Source organism: Acrocarpospora catenulata (assembly GCF_018476525.1).
In the GTDB taxonomy this organism is placed as follows: domain Bacteria; phylum Actinomycetota; class Actinomycetes; order Streptosporangiales; family Streptosporangiaceae; genus Acrocarpospora; species Acrocarpospora catenulata.
Genome location: NZ_JAHCST010000009.1, coordinates 139,036 through 157,466, shown reverse-complemented (window position 1 = coordinate 157,466; position 18,431 = coordinate 139,036). Strand labels below are relative to the sequence as shown.

At 69.2% G+C, this 18,431-nt stretch carries 16 protein-coding genes; 4 read left to right on the top strand and 12 right to left on the bottom strand.

Going from position 1 to position 18,431, the window contains the following annotated elements:
- Nucleotides 1–13: 13 nt before the first annotated feature.
- Nucleotides 14–2,353 carry a diaminopropionate ammonia-lyase gene (locus tag KIP79_RS49395; protein WP_214104815.1) on the bottom strand — a complete coding sequence of 780 codons (2,340 nt, stop codon included), beginning with the start codon at nucleotides 2,351–2,353 and terminating at the stop codon, nucleotides 14–16.
- A gap of 97 nt (nucleotides 2,354–2,450) precedes the next feature.
- Between KIP79_RS49395 and KIP79_RS11985 the strand changes: the two genes are divergently transcribed.
- Complete coding sequence (locus KIP79_RS11985) at nucleotides 2,451–3,368, top strand: LysR family transcriptional regulator (protein ID WP_214104814.1); 918 nt, start codon at nucleotides 2,451–2,453, stop codon at nucleotides 3,366–3,368.
- Between the two features lie 293 nt (nucleotides 3,369–3,661).
- On the opposite strand, the gene KIP79_RS11980 is transcribed toward KIP79_RS11985, so the two are convergent.
- From KIP79_RS11980 to KIP79_RS11960, 5 genes are all read right to left on the bottom strand, one after another.
- Nucleotides 3,662–4,312 carry a 2'-5' RNA ligase family protein gene (locus tag KIP79_RS11980; protein ID WP_214104813.1) on the bottom strand — a complete coding sequence of 217 codons (651 nt, stop codon included), beginning with the start codon at nucleotides 4,310–4,312 and terminating at the stop codon, nucleotides 3,662–3,664.
- Nucleotides 4,313–4,347: 35 nt separating this feature from the next.
- Nucleotides 4,348–5,469: a hypothetical protein gene (locus KIP79_RS11975; RefSeq protein ID WP_214104812.1), complete on the bottom strand. Its 1,122-nt coding sequence runs from the start codon at nucleotides 5,467–5,469 to the stop codon at nucleotides 4,348–4,350.
- 151 nt (nucleotides 5,470–5,620) lie between these two features.
- Complete coding sequence (locus KIP79_RS11970) at nucleotides 5,621–6,457, bottom strand: carbohydrate ABC transporter permease (RefSeq protein ID WP_214104811.1); 837 nt, start codon at nucleotides 6,455–6,457, stop codon at nucleotides 5,621–5,623.
- Nucleotides 6,454–7,383: a carbohydrate ABC transporter permease gene (locus tag KIP79_RS11965; protein WP_214104810.1), complete on the bottom strand. Its 930-nt coding sequence runs from the start codon at nucleotides 7,381–7,383 to the stop codon at nucleotides 6,454–6,456. The genes KIP79_RS11970 and KIP79_RS11965 overlap by 4 nt, the downstream gene beginning before the upstream one ends.
- A 4-nt stretch (nucleotides 7,384–7,387) precedes the next feature.
- The gene (locus KIP79_RS11960) at nucleotides 7,388–8,716 is read right to left on the bottom strand and encodes an ABC transporter substrate-binding protein (RefSeq protein ID WP_308169681.1); all 1,329 of its coding nucleotides are present in this window, start codon (nucleotides 8,714–8,716) and stop codon (nucleotides 7,388–7,390) included.
- 302 nt (nucleotides 8,717–9,018) lie between these two features.
- On the opposite strand from KIP79_RS11960, the gene KIP79_RS11955 reads away from it, so the two are divergent.
- Entirely contained in the window at nucleotides 9,019–9,963 is a 945-nt protein-coding gene (locus KIP79_RS11955) for an aldo/keto reductase (RefSeq protein ID WP_214104808.1), read from the top strand.
- A gap of 41 nt (nucleotides 9,964–10,004) precedes the next feature.
- On the opposite strand, the gene KIP79_RS11950 is transcribed toward KIP79_RS11955, so the two are convergent.
- From KIP79_RS11950 to KIP79_RS11940, 3 genes are all read right to left on the bottom strand, one after another.
- The gene (locus KIP79_RS11950) at nucleotides 10,005–11,036 is read right to left on the bottom strand and encodes a Dyp-type peroxidase (RefSeq protein WP_308169680.1); all 1,032 of its coding nucleotides are present in this window, start codon (nucleotides 11,034–11,036) and stop codon (nucleotides 10,005–10,007) included.
- A 26-nt stretch (nucleotides 11,037–11,062) separates the two neighbouring features.
- On the bottom strand, nucleotides 11,063–11,638 hold the full coding sequence (locus KIP79_RS11945) for a copper chaperone PCu(A)C (RefSeq protein WP_214104807.1): 576 nt from the start codon (nucleotides 11,636–11,638) through the stop codon (nucleotides 11,063–11,065).
- A 91-nt stretch (nucleotides 11,639–11,729) separates the two neighbouring features.
- Nucleotides 11,730–12,296 (bottom strand): MFS transporter, encoded by a 567-nt coding sequence (locus tag KIP79_RS11940; protein WP_214104806.1) that lies wholly within the window; start codon nucleotides 12,294–12,296, stop codon nucleotides 11,730–11,732.
- Between the two features lie 142 nt (nucleotides 12,297–12,438).
- On the opposite strand from KIP79_RS11940, the gene KIP79_RS11935 reads away from it, so the two are divergent.
- The gene (locus KIP79_RS11935) at nucleotides 12,439–13,194 is read left to right on the top strand and encodes a helical backbone metal receptor (protein ID WP_214104805.1); all 756 of its coding nucleotides are present in this window, start codon (nucleotides 12,439–12,441) and stop codon (nucleotides 13,192–13,194) included.
- Between the two features lie 88 nt (nucleotides 13,195–13,282).
- Here KIP79_RS11935 and KIP79_RS11930 read toward each other — a convergent pair whose 3' ends face one another.
- Nucleotides 13,283–15,046: a cellulase family glycosylhydrolase gene (locus KIP79_RS11930; RefSeq protein ID WP_214104804.1), complete on the bottom strand. Its 1,764-nt coding sequence runs from the start codon at nucleotides 15,044–15,046 to the stop codon at nucleotides 13,283–13,285.
- Between the two features lie 237 nt (nucleotides 15,047–15,283).
- On the opposite strand from KIP79_RS11930, the gene KIP79_RS11925 reads away from it, so the two are divergent.
- Entirely contained in the window at nucleotides 15,284–15,739 is a 456-nt protein-coding gene (locus KIP79_RS11925; protein ID WP_214104803.1) for an SRPBCC family protein, read from the top strand.
- A 442-nt stretch (nucleotides 15,740–16,181) separates the two neighbouring features.
- Here the strand turns inward: KIP79_RS11925 and KIP79_RS11920 are convergent, their stop codons facing one another.
- Nucleotides 16,182–16,844, bottom strand: a complete 663-nt coding sequence (locus tag KIP79_RS11920; RefSeq protein ID WP_214104802.1) for a DUF1989 domain-containing protein — start codon at nucleotides 16,842–16,844, stop codon at nucleotides 16,182–16,184.
- 43 nt (nucleotides 16,845–16,887) lie between these two features.
- Complete coding sequence (locus KIP79_RS11915) at nucleotides 16,888–18,426, bottom strand: hydantoinase B/oxoprolinase family protein (protein WP_214104801.1); 1,539 nt, start codon at nucleotides 18,424–18,426, stop codon at nucleotides 16,888–16,890.
- Between the last annotated feature and the right edge of the window lie 5 nt (nucleotides 18,427–18,431).

The window sequence follows — 18,431 nt, the reverse complement described above, 5'->3', positions numbered from 1 at the left end:
GGTTGAGGAGCGGTCAGTCCTGGTTGGCGAGGCGTAGGAGGGTGGTGGCCAGGACGTCGACGCCGTGGGCGCACGCTTCGGGGGTGGAGTATTCGCGGGGGTTGTGGCTGATGCCGTCGTACTCGCCGCGTACGAAGATCATGGCGGTGGGGCAGAGCGCGGCGATTTCCTGGGCGTCGTGGCCGGCGCCGGAGAGCAGGGAGAGATGCGCCAGGCCGTGGTCGTCGGCAGCCTGCGCGATGACTCTCTGCACCCCTTCGTCGAAGGGGACGTAGGCGGTCTTGGCCATCCGCCGGGTGGTCAGCGAGAAGCTGCCCTCCAGCCCGTGCAGGAACGTGGCGAGGGCCTCCTCGGCGCGGGCCATCTGGACGTCGTCGGGGTTGCGCAGGTCGACGGTCAGTTCGGCGCGGGCCGGGACGATGTTGGTCAGATCAGGGTGGACGCTGAGGTGGCCGACGGTGGCGCGCAGGTCGCCGTAGGCGCCGGAGTCGACCATGGTCCGCAGGTGGACGATGATCTGCGCGGCCGCGAGCCCCGCGTCGGCGCGCAGGTGGGTGGGGGTGGTGCCGGCGTGGGCGGCGCGGCCGTGGATGGTGATCTCCTGCCAGGAGATGCCCTGAACGCCGGTGACGACGCCGATTTCGACGCCGTTCTCGGCGAGGACCGGGCCCTGTTCGATGTGGCATTCGACGTAGGCGTACGGCGGGGCGAGGCGGACCTCGGCGGCGCCGTCGAAGCCGGTGCGGGCGAGTTCGCCGCCGAGGGTGCGGCCGTCACGGTCGGTCAGGGCGTGGGCGTACTCCTGGGTGAGGCGACCGGCGGCGACGGCGCTGCCGAGCATGTCGGTGCCGAAACGGACGCCTTCCTCCTCGGTGAAGACGGCCACCTCGATGGGGCGGCGGGTGGTGATGCCGCGTTCGTTGAGGGTGCGGACGACTTCGAGGCCGCCCAGGACGCCGAGGCAGCCGTCGAAGGCGCCGGCGGTGGCGACGCTGTCGATGTGCGAGCCGGTCAGGACCGGGGCCGCGGTGGGGTCGCCGCCCTCGCGCCGGCCGTAGATGTTGCCCATCCGGTCGATGCGGACGGCCAGGCCGGCCTGCCGCATCCACGCGATGACCTGGCGGCGGCCGGCCGCGTCGGCGTCGGTGAGGGCGAGGCGGTTGACGCCGCGCAGGCCGGTGCGCTCGTCGTCGTACGCGCCGATTTCGGCGAGGTCCATCAGGGACTGCCACAGGCGGTCGCCATTGATGGTGATCTTGTCCGCGGCGGGGGTCTGCGGGTTGGCGGCCGGGCCCTCGGTGCTCAGCAGCACGACCACCGAGGTGGGGTCGAGCCCGAGCGCCGTACGGCGTTCTTCGGCGCCCGTGCCGGTGAGCACCGCGCGGAGACCGGCGAGCGACGCGGCCCCGCAGGGACCCGAGGAGACGCCGAGCGCGGCGAGGTCGGCGGCGGCGCGGGTGCTGTCGTCGTCGGGGACGGCGACGGCGGCGTCCAGCCCGCCGTGCAGGAAGGGCCAGGCGATGCTGGACGGGGTGCCGCAGTTCAGCCCGGCCATGATGGTTTCGCCGGTGGTGATGGCGACGGGTTCACCGAGGGTGAGGCTTTCGAGGACGCAGGCCGCGGCCTCCGGCTCCACCGACAACAGCGCCGGAGCCCGTCCGGACGGGCGGCTGCGGTAGTGGGTGACGACGGCCTGGGCCAGTGACCCCACGCCCACCGGTATGGAGACGAGGTCAGGTCCTTCGGTGACTCCTTCGGCGGTCAGCTGCTCATCGATCTCGGCGCAGAGGGTGGAATAGCCCTCGACGATCCACCCCGGGATCTCCTCGTAGCCGGGCCAGGCGGTGTCCTGGACCAGGACCGTGTCCGGCGTGGCCGCCTCCTTGGCCGCCAAGCGTACGGCCTCGTCGTACGACCCCGCGACCTCGGTGACCCGCGCCTGCTCGGCCAGGATGGCCGCCACGGCCTGCGGATGTACGCCCTGCGGAACGAAAACGTGGGCCTGCTGCCCGAGCAGGCGCGCCATGCGGGCCACCGCCCGGCCGTGGTTGCCGTCGGTGGCGGTCACCAGGGTGACTTGGCCGGTCGCGGCCCGCTCGGACAGTGCGCGGTGGACCGCCCAGGACGCGCCCAGCGCCTTGAACGCGGGCAGCTCCAGACGGCACGACTCGTCCTTGACGAAGACCCGGCCGACCCCCAACTCCGCAGCCAGCGCCGGGAGTTCGGTCAGCGGTGTGGGGGAGTAGCCGGGCAGGGCGGCGTGGAAGGCCCGCACCTCGACGGGCGCGGAGGCACATCTCCAGGTACGGGCGCCGGGCCGCGCAAAAAGGAGAGAGGACACGTTCTCGGACACACGTTCAGGGTGCGATACCGCCCTACGATCGGTCCAGCGGATGTTTTCGACCTATAGTCATCGGAAAATCCGATTATTAGGGGGCGGCGATCTGCTGATGTTCGACCTGCACCGGCTGCGCCTGCTGCGCGAACTCAAGCACCGCGGCACGCTGGCGGCCGTCGCCGCCGCCCTGTCCTACGCTCCTTCCTCCGTCTCCCAGCAGCTCTCGCAGCTGGAAACGGAGGTGGGAGTCCGCCTGCTGGAACCGGTGGGGCGGCGGGTGCGGCTGACCGAGCAGGCCGAGATCCTCGTCGCCCACACCGAAGCGGTTCTCGAACGCCTCGAACGCGCGGAGGCGGAGATCTCCGCCTCCCTGACCGAGCTGACCGGCACACTGCGCATCGCCTCGTTCCAGACGGCCGCCCTGGCCCTGGTCCCGACCGCGCTCAGCCTGCTGCGTGACCTCCACCCGCACCTGCGCGTCCACGTCACGCACATGGAACCGGAAAAGGCGCTGCCCGCCCTGCAGGCCCGTGACTTCGACCTGGTTCTCGCCGAGGAATACCCCGGTAACCCCAACCCGCGGCCCGCCGGGCTCGATCAGGAGGACCTGCTTGACGACCCCCTTCACCTCGCGCTGCCCGAACCGGCCCACGGTCTGGACGCCGACGGCCCGATGGCGGCGCTGCGCTCACTCGCGGACCACCCCTGGGTGATGGAACCCGAAGGCACGACCGCGCGGCACTGGGCCATGACCTTGTGCCGCAACGCCGGTTTCGAACCCGACGTACGGTTCGAGACCACCGACCTGCTGCTCCACCTTCGCCTCGTCCAGCACGGACACGCCGCAGCCTTCCTTCCCGACCTCGTCTGGTGCGGACAGCCCCCGACCGTCACCCTGCGGCAACTGCCTCGGGGTCAGCGCGCACGACGCCTCTTCACCGCCGTACGGCGCGGCCGCAGCAGGCACCCTGCCATCCGAGCATGCCGGGATGCCCTCCTCCAGGCGGTCGCCCTGCGCGCCGGGTCATAGACACTGGGTGCGGGCGGTTGGGCCGTTTCCTGTCGGAGTCTGGACGTACGCCTCGATGTAGACACAGCCCGGCTCGGTGCTCAGCATCCAGCCGTACGCCGTGTCGGGACGTCGTGTTCCTGCACTGCCAAGTGATCAATGGCGCCGGGGAGCGCTGGTTCTACCTCTGGGATTCGGCCAACGGCAGGACCGGCTGGGTTAAGGCGGGCGCCGTCGCCCGTCCATGGGACCCGGTCACCTGCTGACCAAGGCTGAGCCGCCGACCCCCGGATCACTTTCGTGTGATCCGGGGGTTACTGACCGAGCCTGAGTGGGATGCGGGCGACGTCGGTCCAGGACAGCTCCCACCCCGTCTGGCCGTCCTGCTGCGCGCGCTGATGGAAGGCCACGTCCAGCAGGTGCACGGCGGAGATCGTGAGCGGCGCGTGGCTGGGGGACACCCGGCGCAGTGTGGACTGCAACGCGCCGGAGTCGGCCTCGGCGTAGGCGTAGGCCAGCGACATGTGCGGCCGGCCCTCATCGTTCTGCACCGCCGCCGGGCCCCGCGTCTCCCGTACGGCGGCGCGCACGCGCTCGCGCAGGGCGGTCACGCCGTCGTCGGGGTGGGCGTCCAGCAGTACGCCCGCCTGCCCCGCGAGCGGCGACCCGCACAGCACCGTGACCGGGGCGAGGTCGGCCAGCTGCCGGCTGAGCGCGGCGGCGAGTTCGGCACGCTCCTGGGGGGTGATGGCGTCAGCGGTGACGTCGGTGATCATCTCGATGGTCATGTGCAGCCGGTCATCGGCCACCATGGCGAGCGGGTAGCCGATCATGGCCGGACGGCACGCGGAGGCCAGCGCCAGCACACCGGCGTCGACGCCCGGGTCGGGCAGGGCATAGACGTGCAGGACCCGGGCACCGTCCGGCCACGGCCGGCCCTGGAACTGGGGGGTGAAGCGCCGCACCGACCTCTCCTTGCCTGCATAGGGCCGTCGCCGGTTCAGCTGTTCATGGCGGAGCTGTCCAGGAGCCAGTACTTCTCAGGGATGTCCGCGCCCTGATAGGCCGAGGCCGAGCTGACCAAATTGCGTTTGATGTCGCTCTTGGGGGGTTCGGTGGCCTTGTCGCTGGTGGCCCAGTAGATGAGGGAATTAGCCACGCCGACGGGGCCGTGCACGGGTTCGGGGCCGTAGCGGCTGGTCAGGGTGGCGGTGACGCCGGTCTCGACGTCGTACACGACGGAGCCGGGGATGTTGCCGTTGGCGGGGGCGCCGCGCTGGGGGACGGTCCGCAGGAGCAGGTAACGCTGGCCGAGCAGGCCGAGCGGGGAGACCACCCAGGGCGGGAGTTCGGTACGCCGGGAGCCGTCGGGGCGCTGGATGAAGACCCGTTCGGTGGCCGTGGCGACGGTCTGGGTGCCCACGCACCAGTCGGGGCCGCAGTCGATGTCGGCCTGGGCGGGGGCGCGGATGGTGATGCGCTCGCCGGTGGCCGTGTTGATCAGGCGGTGTTCGTTCCCGATCCACGGCCAGTCCTTGATCCGCATGCCGTCCGTGTCCGGCACACGCTGCCGTTCCCCGCCCGCGAGCGGGATACGGTCGACACCGCCCTGGGGGAACGACCAGAGCAGGTCCTGGCCGATGATGGCCAGTTCGGGATCGCGGCCGGCGGTGACCCCGGGGATGGTGGCCAGGAGCACGGCCTTGCCCGCGGCCGTCTTCGTCCAGAGTTCGCCGACCGTGCCGGACTTCTCCTGGACCGTGCGGTACCAGGCGACCGCGCCGTCCGTGGCGGCGGCCGCGGTGATCTGGTGCTCGTCGCGGTCCTTGTCGTTGGGCAGGGACACCAGGGGCCGGCCTACGCCCATCTGGAGGTTGAAGGCGACCAGCCAGGACTCCTGGCCCGGTTCGGCCACCTCCTCCATGAGCACCTGTGTCGCGTCCATGCGGGCCAGCGGGCGCAGCGGCCAGTCACGGAACGACCAGGCCGGGATCTTGACGACGGCCTCGGGCCAGACCGCCCGCGCGGACGGGAAGGCGGCCGGCTCGGCCGGGAAACCGGGCTCGACCGGCGGGCGCGGCGGCCGAGGTGTGGCGGACGGGCGGATCAGGAGCGCGGTCACACCCGCCAGAGTAAGGACGAGAAATCCACTGAACGCGAGGTCAGCCCAGGATTTCCGTGCCACGGCACCCCCCAAGTTGTTCGCGATTTTCATCGTGAAACGTGAGGGCACCTCTGTCGAGAGGCGGACTGCAGCCGTACGAATCCGTAAATCAGCCTTTCACTCCTGTCAGGGTGACGCCTTCGATGAAGACCCGCTGGGCGAGGAAGAACACGATGATGACCGGTGCCATGACCAGCAGGGTGGCCGCCATGGTGAGATTCCACTGCACGCTGTGCAGCGCCTTGAACGAGGCCAATCCGAGAGACAGAGTCCAGTTGTCGAGATTCGTGGAGGCGTACAGCAGCGGCCCGTAATAGTCGTTCCAGCAGTAGAAGAACTGGAACAGGGCCACCGCGGCGACCGCCGGGCGGGCCATCGGCAGGATCACCCGGATCAGCGTCCGCAGGTCCGAGCAGCCGTCCACCCGGGCCGCCTCGACGTACTCTTTGGGGATGGTCAGCAGGAACTGCCTGAGCAGGAAGATCGAGAAGGCGTCGCCGAGCAGCATCGGCAGGATCAGCGGCCACAGCGTGCCGGTCAGCCCGGCCCTGGCCCAGATCAGGTAGACCGGTACGGCGACCACCTGCGGCGGCAACATCATCATCGTGATGACCAGCAGGAAGGCCAGCCGGCGCCCGGGGAAGCGGAACCGGGCCAGCGCGTACGCCACCGGGATCGACGACAGCAGCATGGCGGCGGTGCCGAGCACCGCGTACAGCAGGGTGTTGGCCAGCCAGCGCAGCAGCGGCGAGCGTTCGAACACCTCGGCGAAGTTGTCCCAGTTCCAGCTGTGCGGCCAGAGTTGGCTGGTCAGCGCCTGCTGATCGGTCATCAGCGAGGTCAGGCCGACGAACACCAGCGGAGCCAGGAACATCGCCGCCAGCGCCAGGGCCAGCGCGTGGGTGGCGATCCAGTACAGCGCCCTGCGGGCGCGCGTGCCCCTCACCGGACGCCCGCTTCCTCGTCCAGGCCGCGGAAGCGGCGCAGCAGGACCAGCGTGAACACCATGGACGCGGCGAACAGCACCAGCGCGAGCACGCAGGCGTAGCCCATGGAGTAGTCGCGGAAGCCCGCGTAGAAGAGCCACTGCGGCAGGGTGAGCGTGGACATCTCCGGATAACCGGGCACGAAGGTGGTCCCGGGCGAGTCGGTGGTGCCGGAGGCCACCCGGGCGGCGATCATCGCCTGGGTGAAGTACTGCAGGGCGTAGATCACCCCGGTGACCGCGGAGAACATCAGCACCGGCGAGATCATCGGCAGCGTGATGCTGCGGAAGCGCCGCCACGCGCCCGCACCGTCGATCTCGGCCGCCTCGTACAGGTGGCGGGGCACGTCCAGCAGGGCGGCCAGGAAGATCACCATGACGTTGCCGATCCCCCACATGCCCAGCAGGGTCAGGCTCGGCTTGGACCAGGCGGGGTCGCCGAACCAGTCGGGCCCCGAGACGCCGATCACCCGGAGCGCCTCGTTGAGCGGCCCGGTGGCCGGGTTGAGCAGGAAGACGAAGGAGACCGTCCCGGCCACCAGCGGCACCAGCGAGGGCAGGTAGAAGACGGTACGGAAGAGCCCGGCGCCCGTCTTCAGCCGGGTGACCAGCTGGGCCAGCCCCAGCGCGAAGACCAGCTGGACCGGGACCATGAAGGCCACCAGCCAGAGCGTGTTCTTGATCGCGACCAGGGCGCGCGGATCGTGCAGCAGGTACCGGTAGTTGTCCAGGCCGATGAACTCCAGCGTGAACATGTCGTAGCGGTGGAAGGAGAAGTAGACCGTGGCCAGCAGCGGATAGAGGAAGAACACCGCGAAACCGGCCAGCCACGGCGACAGCCAGAGGAGGGCGTGCAGGCCCTCACGGCGCCGCCACCGGATGCTCATCCGCTCAGCCCCCGGACAGCTTGCGCTTGTCGTCGATCTGCTTGTCCACGTTGGCCAGGCCCGCGTCCAGGTCCTTGATCCGGCCGGCTTCCCACTCCGCCACGAAGGTGGTGAACGCCTCCTGGTTGAAGACGCTGTTGACGTTGGAGGGCAGGGTGGTCGTCTTCGGGTGGTTGAAGATCTCCAGGAAGGTGGCGAAATTGGCGTCCTTGGCCAGCGCCGGGGAATCCATCGCCGCCTTGGTGGTGGGCACGTTGCGCAGCGCGTTGGAGAGGGTGACCAGGCCGTCGGTGTCGGTGGTCAGGTACTTCACCAGTTCCCAGGCGGCCTGCGGGTTCTTGGCGCCCTTGGGCACGCCGATCACGGTGCCCGCGACGAAGCCGGAGCCGTACAGGTCGGGTTTGTCGTCGGCGACCGGGAGTGGGGCGGTGCCGTAGTCCATGGACTTGGCGTCGTCATCGGCGGCGATCATGGCGTTCCGCCACTCGCCGTCCAGGACCATGGCGACCTTGCCCTTGAAGAACGGGTGCTCGGAGCCCCATTCGTCGCCCAGGCCCTTGCGGAAGGTCTCCAGGTTCTCGAAGCCGTACCAGTCGATGAGTTCCTTCTGCCAGGTCAGCAGTTGCTTCCAGGCGGGGTCGGAGCCGATCGCGGAGGTGCCGTCCGGGTTGTACCACTTGCCGCCGACCATCGGGCCGAGGTGGGACAGCGAGTTCTCGTAGTACCGGGTGCTCGGAATGAACCCGGCCACCTTGATCTTGCCGTTGGCGTCCCGGACGGTGAGTTCCTTGGCCAGCCTGGTCAGCTCCGACAGCGTCCTGGGCGGCTCGTTGCCCTTCATCAGGGCCTTGTTGTAGTAGAGGCCGTAGGCGTCGGCCAGCAGCGGCATGGTGCAGCGTTTGCCCTCGAACTCGGTGTAGGCGCGGGCCGCCGCCGGGAGCACCGACAGGTCGATGCCGTCCTGCTTGATCACCGTGGTGAGGTCCTGGAAGACCCCGCTGCGGCACCACTGCGCCACGTTGTCGGTGGTGAAGGAGGATGCCACGTCCGGCGCGTTGCCGCCGCGTACCGCCTGGGTGATGTGTTCGTCCTGTACGCCCTTGACCAGCTTCACGGTGATCTGCGGGAACTTCTTGTTGAATCCGGCGATGGCGTCGGTGAACGCCTTCACCTCCGAGTCGGCCGCGAAGCCGTGCCACAGCTCGATGGTGGCCGCCGGGAGGGTCGCCGACCCCGACGGTCTGGGCTGGGAGCCGAGGGCGGGGGCGTCGGTACCCGCCGTACAGGCGGTGGAGACGGCCAGCGCGGCCACGGCGAGAACGATTCTGTGCACGGGTCCTCCCAACGCCCACATTAGGAAAGCTTCCTAACGAATCTAGAAAGTAAGTAAACTTTCCGAACTCGTCAAGCGCGAGAAACCTCTCGCAACCGACTCGTGACCACGGAAGCCACCGGGTAGGGCAGCGGTTGTGAGGGGCCCGAGCCGGAGGGGCTGTGGTTTGGGCGAGGGGTCGGCTTCGAGGGCTTCTTCTTCGAGACGGTGGCCCGCTGAGCGGCGGCGGGCAGCCCGGCGACCCGGGTCGGAAGGGATGTCGTCCTTGACCTGGCGCGCACTCCAGGTTGTTTGATGATCACATGAACACGACAATTGCCCCCGGGCGCATCGTGCTGGGAACGATGGACTACGGCACTTTGATCGACACCAAGGACGCGTTCGTCATTCTCGACCGTTTCGTCGAGGCCGGTGGGGTGTGGCTGGACACCGCCAACTGCTACTCGTTCTGGAACGACTCCAGCGGTGTCGGAGGGGCGAGTGAGCGGGTCCTGGGGGAGTGGTTCCGCCTCAATCCTGGGGGGCGTGAGAGTGTCAGGATCGCTACGAAGGTGCGGCACAATCCTCTGATTCCGCATTCCTGGCCTGAGAGCGCGGAAGGTCTTTCTCGCGGCGCGATCATGGCGGGCATCGACGGCAGTCTGGAACGGCTGGGCATCGACTGTGTCGACATGCTGTGGGCGCACGCGGAGGACCGCGCGGTGTCTCTCCAGGAGACGGTGGAAGCCTTCGGTGAGCTCGTGTCGCGTGGTGTGGCGCACCGGATTGGCGCTGCCAACCACGCAGGGTGGCGGGTTGAGCAAGCCCGATCGATTGCCCGCGAGCAGGGCCTGACGCCATGGTCGGCCCTGCAGTTGCGGCATTCTCTGGTCCAGCCGCGTCCTTATGGCGCGCTACCGGAGGCAGGGCACAAGTTACTGACGGCGGACGATCTCGATTTCGCCCGCCACGAGAAGCTGGCCGTCTGGTGCTACACGCCACTCATGCAAGGCGGGTACACCCGCCCCGACAAGCCGTTCTCCGAAGCGTACGATCACCCGGGAACGGCTCGCGTGCTTGCGGTCCTCGACGACGTCGCGCGTGATCTGGACGCGACCCGCAACCAGGTCGTGCTCGCGTGGATGATGCGCCAGGGGATCGACCCGATCGTTGGTGTCAGCCGGGTGGAGCAGTTGGACGAGGCGTTCGGGGCTGAGGACATCGAACTGAGCGACGACCACATGGCCCGGTTCGCCCAGGCGCGGTAGAGCGGACGTCCTCCGGGAGGCTGTCGTGAGCGGGAGCGTCCTCATGACAGGACTTCCTGCCCGATCCAGCCCTCCGGGCCGCAGCCCTTCGGGATGGCGAAGACGGCCGAGCCGATCGGGGTCGTCCACTCGTTGAGCAGGTCGGCTTCGGCCAGTTGGCGCTGGATAGGGACGAACTGTCGCTCGATGTCGGCCTGGTAGGAGGCGAACACCAGCCCGGAGTCGGCGTGACCCTGCTTGGTGACCCCTTCGTCGTAGTTGTAGACGCGGCGCAGGATGCGCAACGAGGGGTCGCCGACGTGGGCACGGCGGATGTGGGCGTACTCGGAGATGATCGGGAAGCCGCGGGGGCCGGTCGCCGCGAAGTCCGGTGGGTCCTGCTCCCTGGTGCCGGTCAGTGGGGCTCCCGTCGACAGGCGGCGGCCGATGGTGAACTCCTTGGCCACCACGTCGGCGGCGTCCCAGGTCTCCATCTCGGCACGGATCCGGCGTACGACGAGTGTGGTCGTTCCGTCGGGGCGCCACACCGCCAGGTCGAAGTCAGGGGTGCCGGGCACGGGGTTGGCGGTGCCGTCGAGCTGGCCCATCACGTTGCGCTGGGTCTGCCCGGCGGGCTGGGTCCCCGCCGCGCGACGGAAACCCCGCTGGGTCCAGCGGACGGTGGCGAACGAGCGGGCGTCCTTGACGATCATTCGGAGCGCGTGCGTCACGGTCAGCGGGTCGTCGGCGCAGATCTGCACCAGCAGGTCTCCGCCGGACCAGCGTTTCTCCAGCTTGTCGATGGTGAACGCCGGGAGGGGCTTGATCGGGGAGCGGGTTTTCGCCTTGGCGTACAGGCCGGGGCCGAAGCCGAAGGTGACGGTCAGCCGGGCGGGTGGGGAGGCCAGTTCCGGCTCGGTGTCGGCCAGCGCGGGACGGCCCTGGGTGAGCCGCCTCGCGTCGTCGGTGAGCAGGCGCATCATGCGGCCGAGAGCGTCCCGATCGGTGTTCTCGCGCAGGTCGAATGCGATGAAGACGGCGTGTGCCTGCGGCTCGGTGGCGATGCCCGCCTGACGGGGGCCATGGAACGGCACGATGGCCTCGGCGGGTCAGCTGGGACTCAGCCATTGTCGGCGTCCGTCTCCTCGCCCATGTTCATGTCGCCGCCGGGCTGGTAGTCCTCCTTGGCTCCGGCGAAGTCCTTGCCGAGGGCGGTGAAGGTGAAGGTTCCGCCGTCCTTGAGCGTCAGGGTGAACTCGATCTCGGCGCCGGGCTTCACGGCCTCCGAGACGCTCATGAGCATGATGTGGTCGCCGCCGGGCTTCAGTTCGTGCGAGCCGTTCGCGGGGATGACGAACCCGCCCTCCTTGGGCTGCATCACCATCTTGCCGTCGTTCTCGACGACCTCGTGGAGTTCGACCATGGACGACAGCGGGGTGGCTCCGGACACGACCGTGATGTCGGAGCCGGAGTTGTTGACCAGGGTGCCGAAGGCGGCGGTCATGCCTTTCTCGGTGGTCTTGATCCACGGGTCGGTGATGGACAGGGCCGGACCGGTGGGCGAGGGAGCGGGCGCAGAGGAAACGGGCGCGGAGGAAGCGGGCGCGGCGGCGGTGGGGGTCTCCTGGGATCCACAGGAGGAGATCGCGAGTACGGCGGCGACGGCGAACGCGGACAGCGCAAGGCGCGAGGACATGAGAAACAGACCCTTTCGAGGGGAAACGGCAGCGACGTCAGAGGGCCGGATCGAATCCGGTGATCACGGAGATGCCGCGCTGACCGCTGGGTCAGGCGGCGACGAGGCTGACGATGCCGGGAGGACCCCGGCGGCCCATCTCATGGCCGAACAACGCCGAACGCGGCACGATGACGCACTCGGCGGGAGGAACGGACGGCTGCGCGTGGCCGGGGTCGAGGACCACCCGGAGCAGCAGCAGGAGCCGGAATTCGAGGCGGCGTAACAGCCCCCACAGGAGCGCCTCGCCCCGGGCCAGCCACAGGGCCGTCAACCCGGCCGCCCAGGCGTGGGCGATCAGCATGCTCAGGCTGGGGAGCAACGTGGTGGCATGGTGGTGGCCGGCCACCGGCTCGATGGTGTGGGCGTACGAGAAAAGCAGGTGCAGCACGGCCTGGCACCCGGCCAGCGCCGGGAAGATCGCCCGCATCGAGCGTTCCCGCCCGGCCAGCGCCAGGCCGACGACTAACGAGAGCGCCAGCGCCAGCAGCAGGGAACCCGCCGAGACGGACCCGCCGGCGTACGCGTGCGCGCCGACGCTCAGCACGACCGAGACCGTCGCGAAGACGACGGCCCGGACGACGCGGAAGGGCGTCGTGGCAGAGGTGGCGCTTGTCATGGCGCCGTCATCATTACACGGGAACCGCCCGCCTCCCAATCCGCCCCGATCACCACACCCGTTTCAGGCAGCTGCCTCCCGAAAACTCCTCCGCAGCTATCCCTGGTTGGCGGGAGTTGGCGGAAAGGGGAACATATGCCCCATGGCGTACGACGATGAGGGCCGTGACGTGGCCGTCCCCCCAGAGGTACGGCGGGTCGTCTCGCTGGTGCCGTCGCTGACCGAAGCCGTGGCCGCGACCGATCCGCGACTTCTGGTCGGTGCCACCGACTGGTGCGTCCAGCCTGCCGGTCTGCCGGTCGTCCGTGTCAGGGGGACCAAGAACCCCGATCTGGACCGGATCCGGGACCTGCGGCCCGACGTGGTGCTGGCCAACTTCGAGGAGAATCGCGAGCCCGACCTGGAGGCGCTGCGCGCGTCCGGGATCGCGGTGTGGACGACCGTCGTGCGTACCGTGCCCGAGGCGCTGACCTCGCTGCACCGTATGCTGACCGAGGCCTGCCGCGTGTCCCGCCCCAGCTGGCTGGACGATGCGGCCCGCGCCTGGGACCGTCCCGAGCCGCCACGCCGGCGGCGCGCGGCGATCCTGGTGTGGCGGCGCCCGTGGATGGCCGTCGGCCGCGATACCTTCACCGGCGACGTGCTGGCCCGCCTCGGCGTGGACAACGTGTTCGTCGAGCACACCGAGCGCTACCCGCGCACCACGCCACAGGAAATCCGGCAGGCCGGACCCGATCTGGTGGTACTGCCCGACGAGCCCTACCGCTTCACCGCGGACGACGGACCCGAAAGCTTCCCTGGCCTGCCGTCGGCCCTGGTGAGCGGTCGGCATCTCACCTGGTACGGGCCGTCGCTGGCCCAAGCACCAGACGTGCTGATCGACAGCCTGGCCGCTTAGGCTCCGGCGAATCTGGATCTTCTGAAGGCCGAACGGGTGGTTCGCGCGGGTGTATCCGCCAAGGAATACACCCGCGCGTTGTCCTTGATCAGAAGTCGTCGGCGGTGCGGATCCGGTCGCGGACCCAGACGCCGGCCTCCTTCAACCTGCTCGTCCCCGCGAAGGGGCCGTTCGGACAGGTGCCGGTGGTGAAGACCGCGCCGGTGCGGAAGTCGTCGGAGTAGTTCCAGTTCACCCAGCTGATCTTCTTCTGCGCCATCAGATCGAGGTACTGCTGGGACCTGCTGAAGTTGTTGGCGCCGTCGCCGGAGGCGGTCTGGGTGCCGAACTCGCTCACGAACATCGGCAGGAGGTCGGCCGCGCGGGACAGCGCGTTCAGGTACGCGGTGCCGTGCGAGGCCGCGTAGAAGTGGAAGGTGTACATGATGTTCGTCCCGCTGACCGGGTTGTTGCGGATGGTGTCGGTCTGGTCGCCGGGACCGGAGACGCCGAGCGAGGACCAGGCGGGAGTGCCGACCAGGATCGGGGCGTCGGGGTCGTACTGGCGGATCACCGGGACGAGCTGGTTGGCGTAGTTGCGGATGACCGACCAGGTGACGGAGTCGCCGTTCGGCTCGTTGGCGATCTCGTAGAGCACGTTCTTCTTGGCGTTGTGCCGCTGGGCGATCTCGGTGAAGAACGTCTGCGCCCGGCTGAGGTTGTAGTTCGGGTCACCGGGGGTGAGCATGTGCCAGTCCACCAGGGCGTACATCCCGCGCGCGGTGGCCATGTCGATCAGCTGGTGGACCCGGTCGGTGAACATCCGGGGGTTGGTCTCGTACCCGCCTTCCTGGATGTACATCGAGATCCGGAGGATGTCGGCCTTCCAGTCGTTGGCCAGCGCGTCGAGCGAGGCGGTGTTGAGGCACTGGTTGTACCACTGGATGCCGTGGCTGCTCATGCCGCGGAGCTGGATCTGCTTGCCGGCCTCGTTGCACAGTTTGGTGCCGCACACCCGGAGCTGTCCGTTGGCCGCGACCGGGGTGCCGCCACCGCTGGCGGTCTGGACGGTGATCGCCGTGCTGGCCGCAGAGCGGTTGCCGGCGGCGTCGCGGGCGCGGACGGTGTAGGTGTAGGAGGTCGCGGCGGCCAGGCCGGTGTCGGTGTGGCTGGTGCCGGTCACCGTGGCCACCTGGGTGCTACCCCGGTAGACCTCGTAGCCGGTGACGCCGACGTTGTCGGTGCTGGCGTTCCAGGCCAGTGACACACTGCTGGAGGTTGTGCCCGTCGAGCGCAGGTTGCCTGGCACGCTTGGGGGAGTGGTGTCGCCGCCTGCGGCCGGCGTGCCGTAGACCTCGAACTCCCACAGCGAGTAGCCCCACTGGGTGCCGCGCGCGGTGCCGTACATGCGGACGTAGCGACCGGTGCCCGAGGCGGTCAGGTCGTCGATGCCGCCGTCGGACGTGCTCGTGGAGTAGATGCTCGTCCAGTTGCTGCCGTCGGGGGAGACTTCGATCCGGTAGGCCTTGCCGTAGGCGACCTCCCAGTTCAACCGCACCCGGGACACGGCGTACGAGCCGCCCAGGTCGATCCGGATCCACTGCGGGTCACTACCCTCGGCCGAGGCCCATCGGGTGGCGGTGTTCCCATCCACCGCCCGCCCGGCCTCGAACCCCGTCCCCTCGATCGACGACGCCGTGGCCGGCTTTCCTCCGGAGATGAGCTGGACGGGCGCGGTTCTGGCGGTCGCGGTCTGGGAGGTCAGACCGGTCAGGGACGGTACGGCGAACATGAGCACAGCGGCCGCCACGAGCGAGCGGCGGCGTCTGGGGCGATCTTGCGTGGGGGGCTGCGGGCGCTCCACACGTAACATTGGCGCTCCTGACGAGGGTAGAGGCCGATAATTATTAGGAAGGTTTCCTAACTTGAGCCGGAAGCGTAAACGGCCACGCATCATTACGCAAGGCCCAATCACTTGTGGGGACGACCTGTCAGATCCTGTGACGGCTGTTGCGGCGACGGGGGAGGTGTCGAGGTAGCGCTCAAGATCATTCGTTGACGAGGTCCAGCCGAAGTGACCCCGGAATCATCACCAGCTAGGGTCAGGCCCATGCCGCGCTTCGAGCTCGCCACCCTGATCAAGGCTCCGGTCGAGGTCGTGTTCGACATCTCGTTGTCGGTGGAGACCCATACGTCCTCCATGCGCGCGTCCCGGGAGCGGGCGGTCGCCGGGGTCACCTCGGGCCGGCTGGCCTTGGGTGACCAGGTGACCTGGGAGGCCCGGCACTTCGGGCTGCCCTGGCGGCTGACCTCGACGATCAGTGCCCTCGACCGGCCGTACTCGTTCGTGGACGAGCAGGTGGCCGGGCCGTTCCGCCGCTGGCACCACGCCCACTACTTCGAGGCGTCCGGCGAGGGCACCCTGATGCGGGACACCGTCGAGTTCGAGGCCCCTTTCGGGCCGCTGGGCCGGCTCGCCGAACTGCTGGTGCTCCGCCGCTACATGGTCAAGCTCATTATGCTGCGCAACCAGCACATCAAGCGGATCACCGAGGAGTGTCCCTGACGGAGGCCTTGTGATGGCGAGGCCGAGGTCGGCTTGATGAGGTCGCAGGTGTCGCGCATGCCCACTACTCGCACCGCTGGCTGAGCTTGAAGTTGAGGACCATCATCAACGCCCCCGGACCCGCTGGAGCGCCGTGAACGGACCCCGCCTGGCCGCCCTGGTCCGCGCCGAAGGGCATTTCGAGCACGGCAAACTGATCGCGGGGAGAAGCCCACCGACAGCGCCCCTGGTCGAGTTATGCGCCCGCGCCAGCTCGCGGCCTCCGGCGACGGACCCGCTGACCGCTCGCGCCGCCAATTGTTCGAGACAGCCCAGGTTCACGCAGACGCCACTTCCCAGGGCTGAGGAACGGCCCGCAGCAGTAGTACATCACCGGGACGGTGTTGCCGCTGGTCTCGCGATGTGAGGCCATCCTGGCGATGGGCGCTGTCGTCAGGATGATCTACTTTGTAAAGGCGCCCGCCGGTGGTTCCGAGCCCACGGTCACCTCCATCTCCGTCAGCTGGTAGGCATTGCACGGATTGTGCTCCTCGGGGCAGTTGGACAGGCCGACGTAGACGTCGGCGAGGGCCTCCAGCACGATTCGGTCGCCGGGTGAGGTGGTCGGCTCCTTGATCTCCATGCGCCCGTCCGGGTGGTGGGCGATGTTCATGAACAGGGAGATGCACATGTCGGGGGAGATCTTCTGGACGTCGAGTCCGAGGTCCGTCCAGTCGGCGGTCAGGTTGTCGTAGCAGGTGAAGGTCTGGCCGGTGCCGTACCGGATGGCGTTGGACCACTGCGAGCAGTAACCGCCGGTCATGTTGTGGATGCCGTTGTCGTCGTGGACCACCCGGAACATGGGGGCGCACTTGGTCGAGTAGACCTTGTGGCCCTCCCTCAGGTCCCATCTGCCGGAACTCACTCGGGAGAACATGCAGGACAGGCGCTCGTCCGGGTCGTCCACCATGGCGGCGATCAGGTCCATCACCTGCTGGCCGCGTACGTCGACGACGGTCAGGGTCTGTCCGGCGCGCAGTTTGAGCGCCAGCCTGCCACGCGGGGGAACCAACGTGGTGCCCGCGGGGGTCCAGCCGGTGCGCTCGGTGGTCACGATGTCGGTCATTGCGGGGTCTCCCAAAGGACTCGATAGGCGAGAGGAAAGAGGGTCACGGTGTGCCGAATCCGCCGCCGCCGGGGGTGCGGAGCAGGATGCGGGACCCGGGGGCCAGGGCCGTCCGGCTCTTGGGCTCGGCGACCGGCACCTCGTCGATGGCCAGCGCGCCGGGCAGGCCGTCGGCTCCGCCCGCCAGCCCGGGTGCCGGATGGTCGATTCGTTCGGTGAGGAAGATGATGTCCAGCGGTTCGTCGTGCAGGCTGCGCAGCACGACCTCCTGGCCGTCGCCGCCGCGCCAGGCTCCCGCGCCGCCGGAGCCCCGCACGATCGTCTTCCGTTCCACCAGCAGCGGCGTCTGGGCCTCGATCACCTCGACCGGGGTGTTGGAGACGTTGCTCGGCGTGCTGAGCGTGGGATGTCCGTCCTGGCCCTGGCACGCGCCCTGCCCGCCGTTGAAGCACAGCAGCGAGGCGAACGGGCCGGCCTCGTCCCGGCCCCGGACGCCGACCACCCAGAACGGGGTGCCGGCCGCCGCCGCGACCCGGGTCGGCAGCGGGCCGAGCAGGGCCCGGGAGAGTACGGCCGGGATGGCGTGCGCCGGGAAGTTGGCGCTGAGCGCCGCGGGTTTGTCCGGCTTGAGCAGGGAGCCGTCCGGGATCCTGATCGTGATCGGGCGGAGCGCGCCCTCGTTGTTGGGCAGGTCGGGTGCGAGCAGGCAGGCCAGGCCGTACCGGGTGTAGCCGAGGGTCGGCGAGCCGGAGTTGATGCCGTACCTGCTCTGGGTGGAGGTGCCGGCGTAGTCCACCACCATCGCGTCCCCGGCGACCTCGACGGTCACGGTGATCTGCTTGGGCTCCTCGAATCCGTCCAGTGCGACCGTGGCGTGGTAGGAGCCGTCGGGGATGTTGAGGATGGCGGCGCGCACCGCCGACTCGGTCGCGGCGCAGATCCGGCGGCCCGCCTCGGTCAGGTCCAGGTCGGGGTCGTCGGCCAGCATCGCGGTGATCCGCCGCACGCCGAGGGCGTTGGCGGCGACCAGCGCGTCCACGTCGCCGAGCACCTGCCGGGGCACCCGTACGTTGCGGGCCAGGATCCGCCGGATCAGCGGGTTCGGGGTTCCGCGTTCGACCAGTTTCACCGGCGGGAGGCAGAACCCCTCCTCGAAGATGTCCTGGGCGAAGGCGCCCTCGGAGGCGCCGCCGATGTCGGAGAGGTGGCAGATGCTGGCGACGAACGCCACGATCTCCCCGTTGTGGAAGACCGGGGTGGCGGCCGTCAGGTCGGGCAGGTGGGTGTTGCCGGCCCATGGGTCGTTGGTGGCGAGCACGTCGCCGGGCTCCAGCCGGTCCCGGCCGATCTCCTCGACCATGGTCCGGACCGTGCCGGCCACCGTCCCGGTGAAGACCGGGACCGACCTGCCGTACTCGACCAGCAGGTCCAGGTCGGCGGTGAGCACCGCGCAGGCCAGGTCGTTGGACTCGCGGACGACGGAGCTGAACGCCGTCCTCAGCAGCACGGCCGCCATCTCGTCCGCGACCGAGATCAGCCGCTGCCAGACGATCTGCAGCGTCGCGGCATCCCAGGTCATCATGGGGG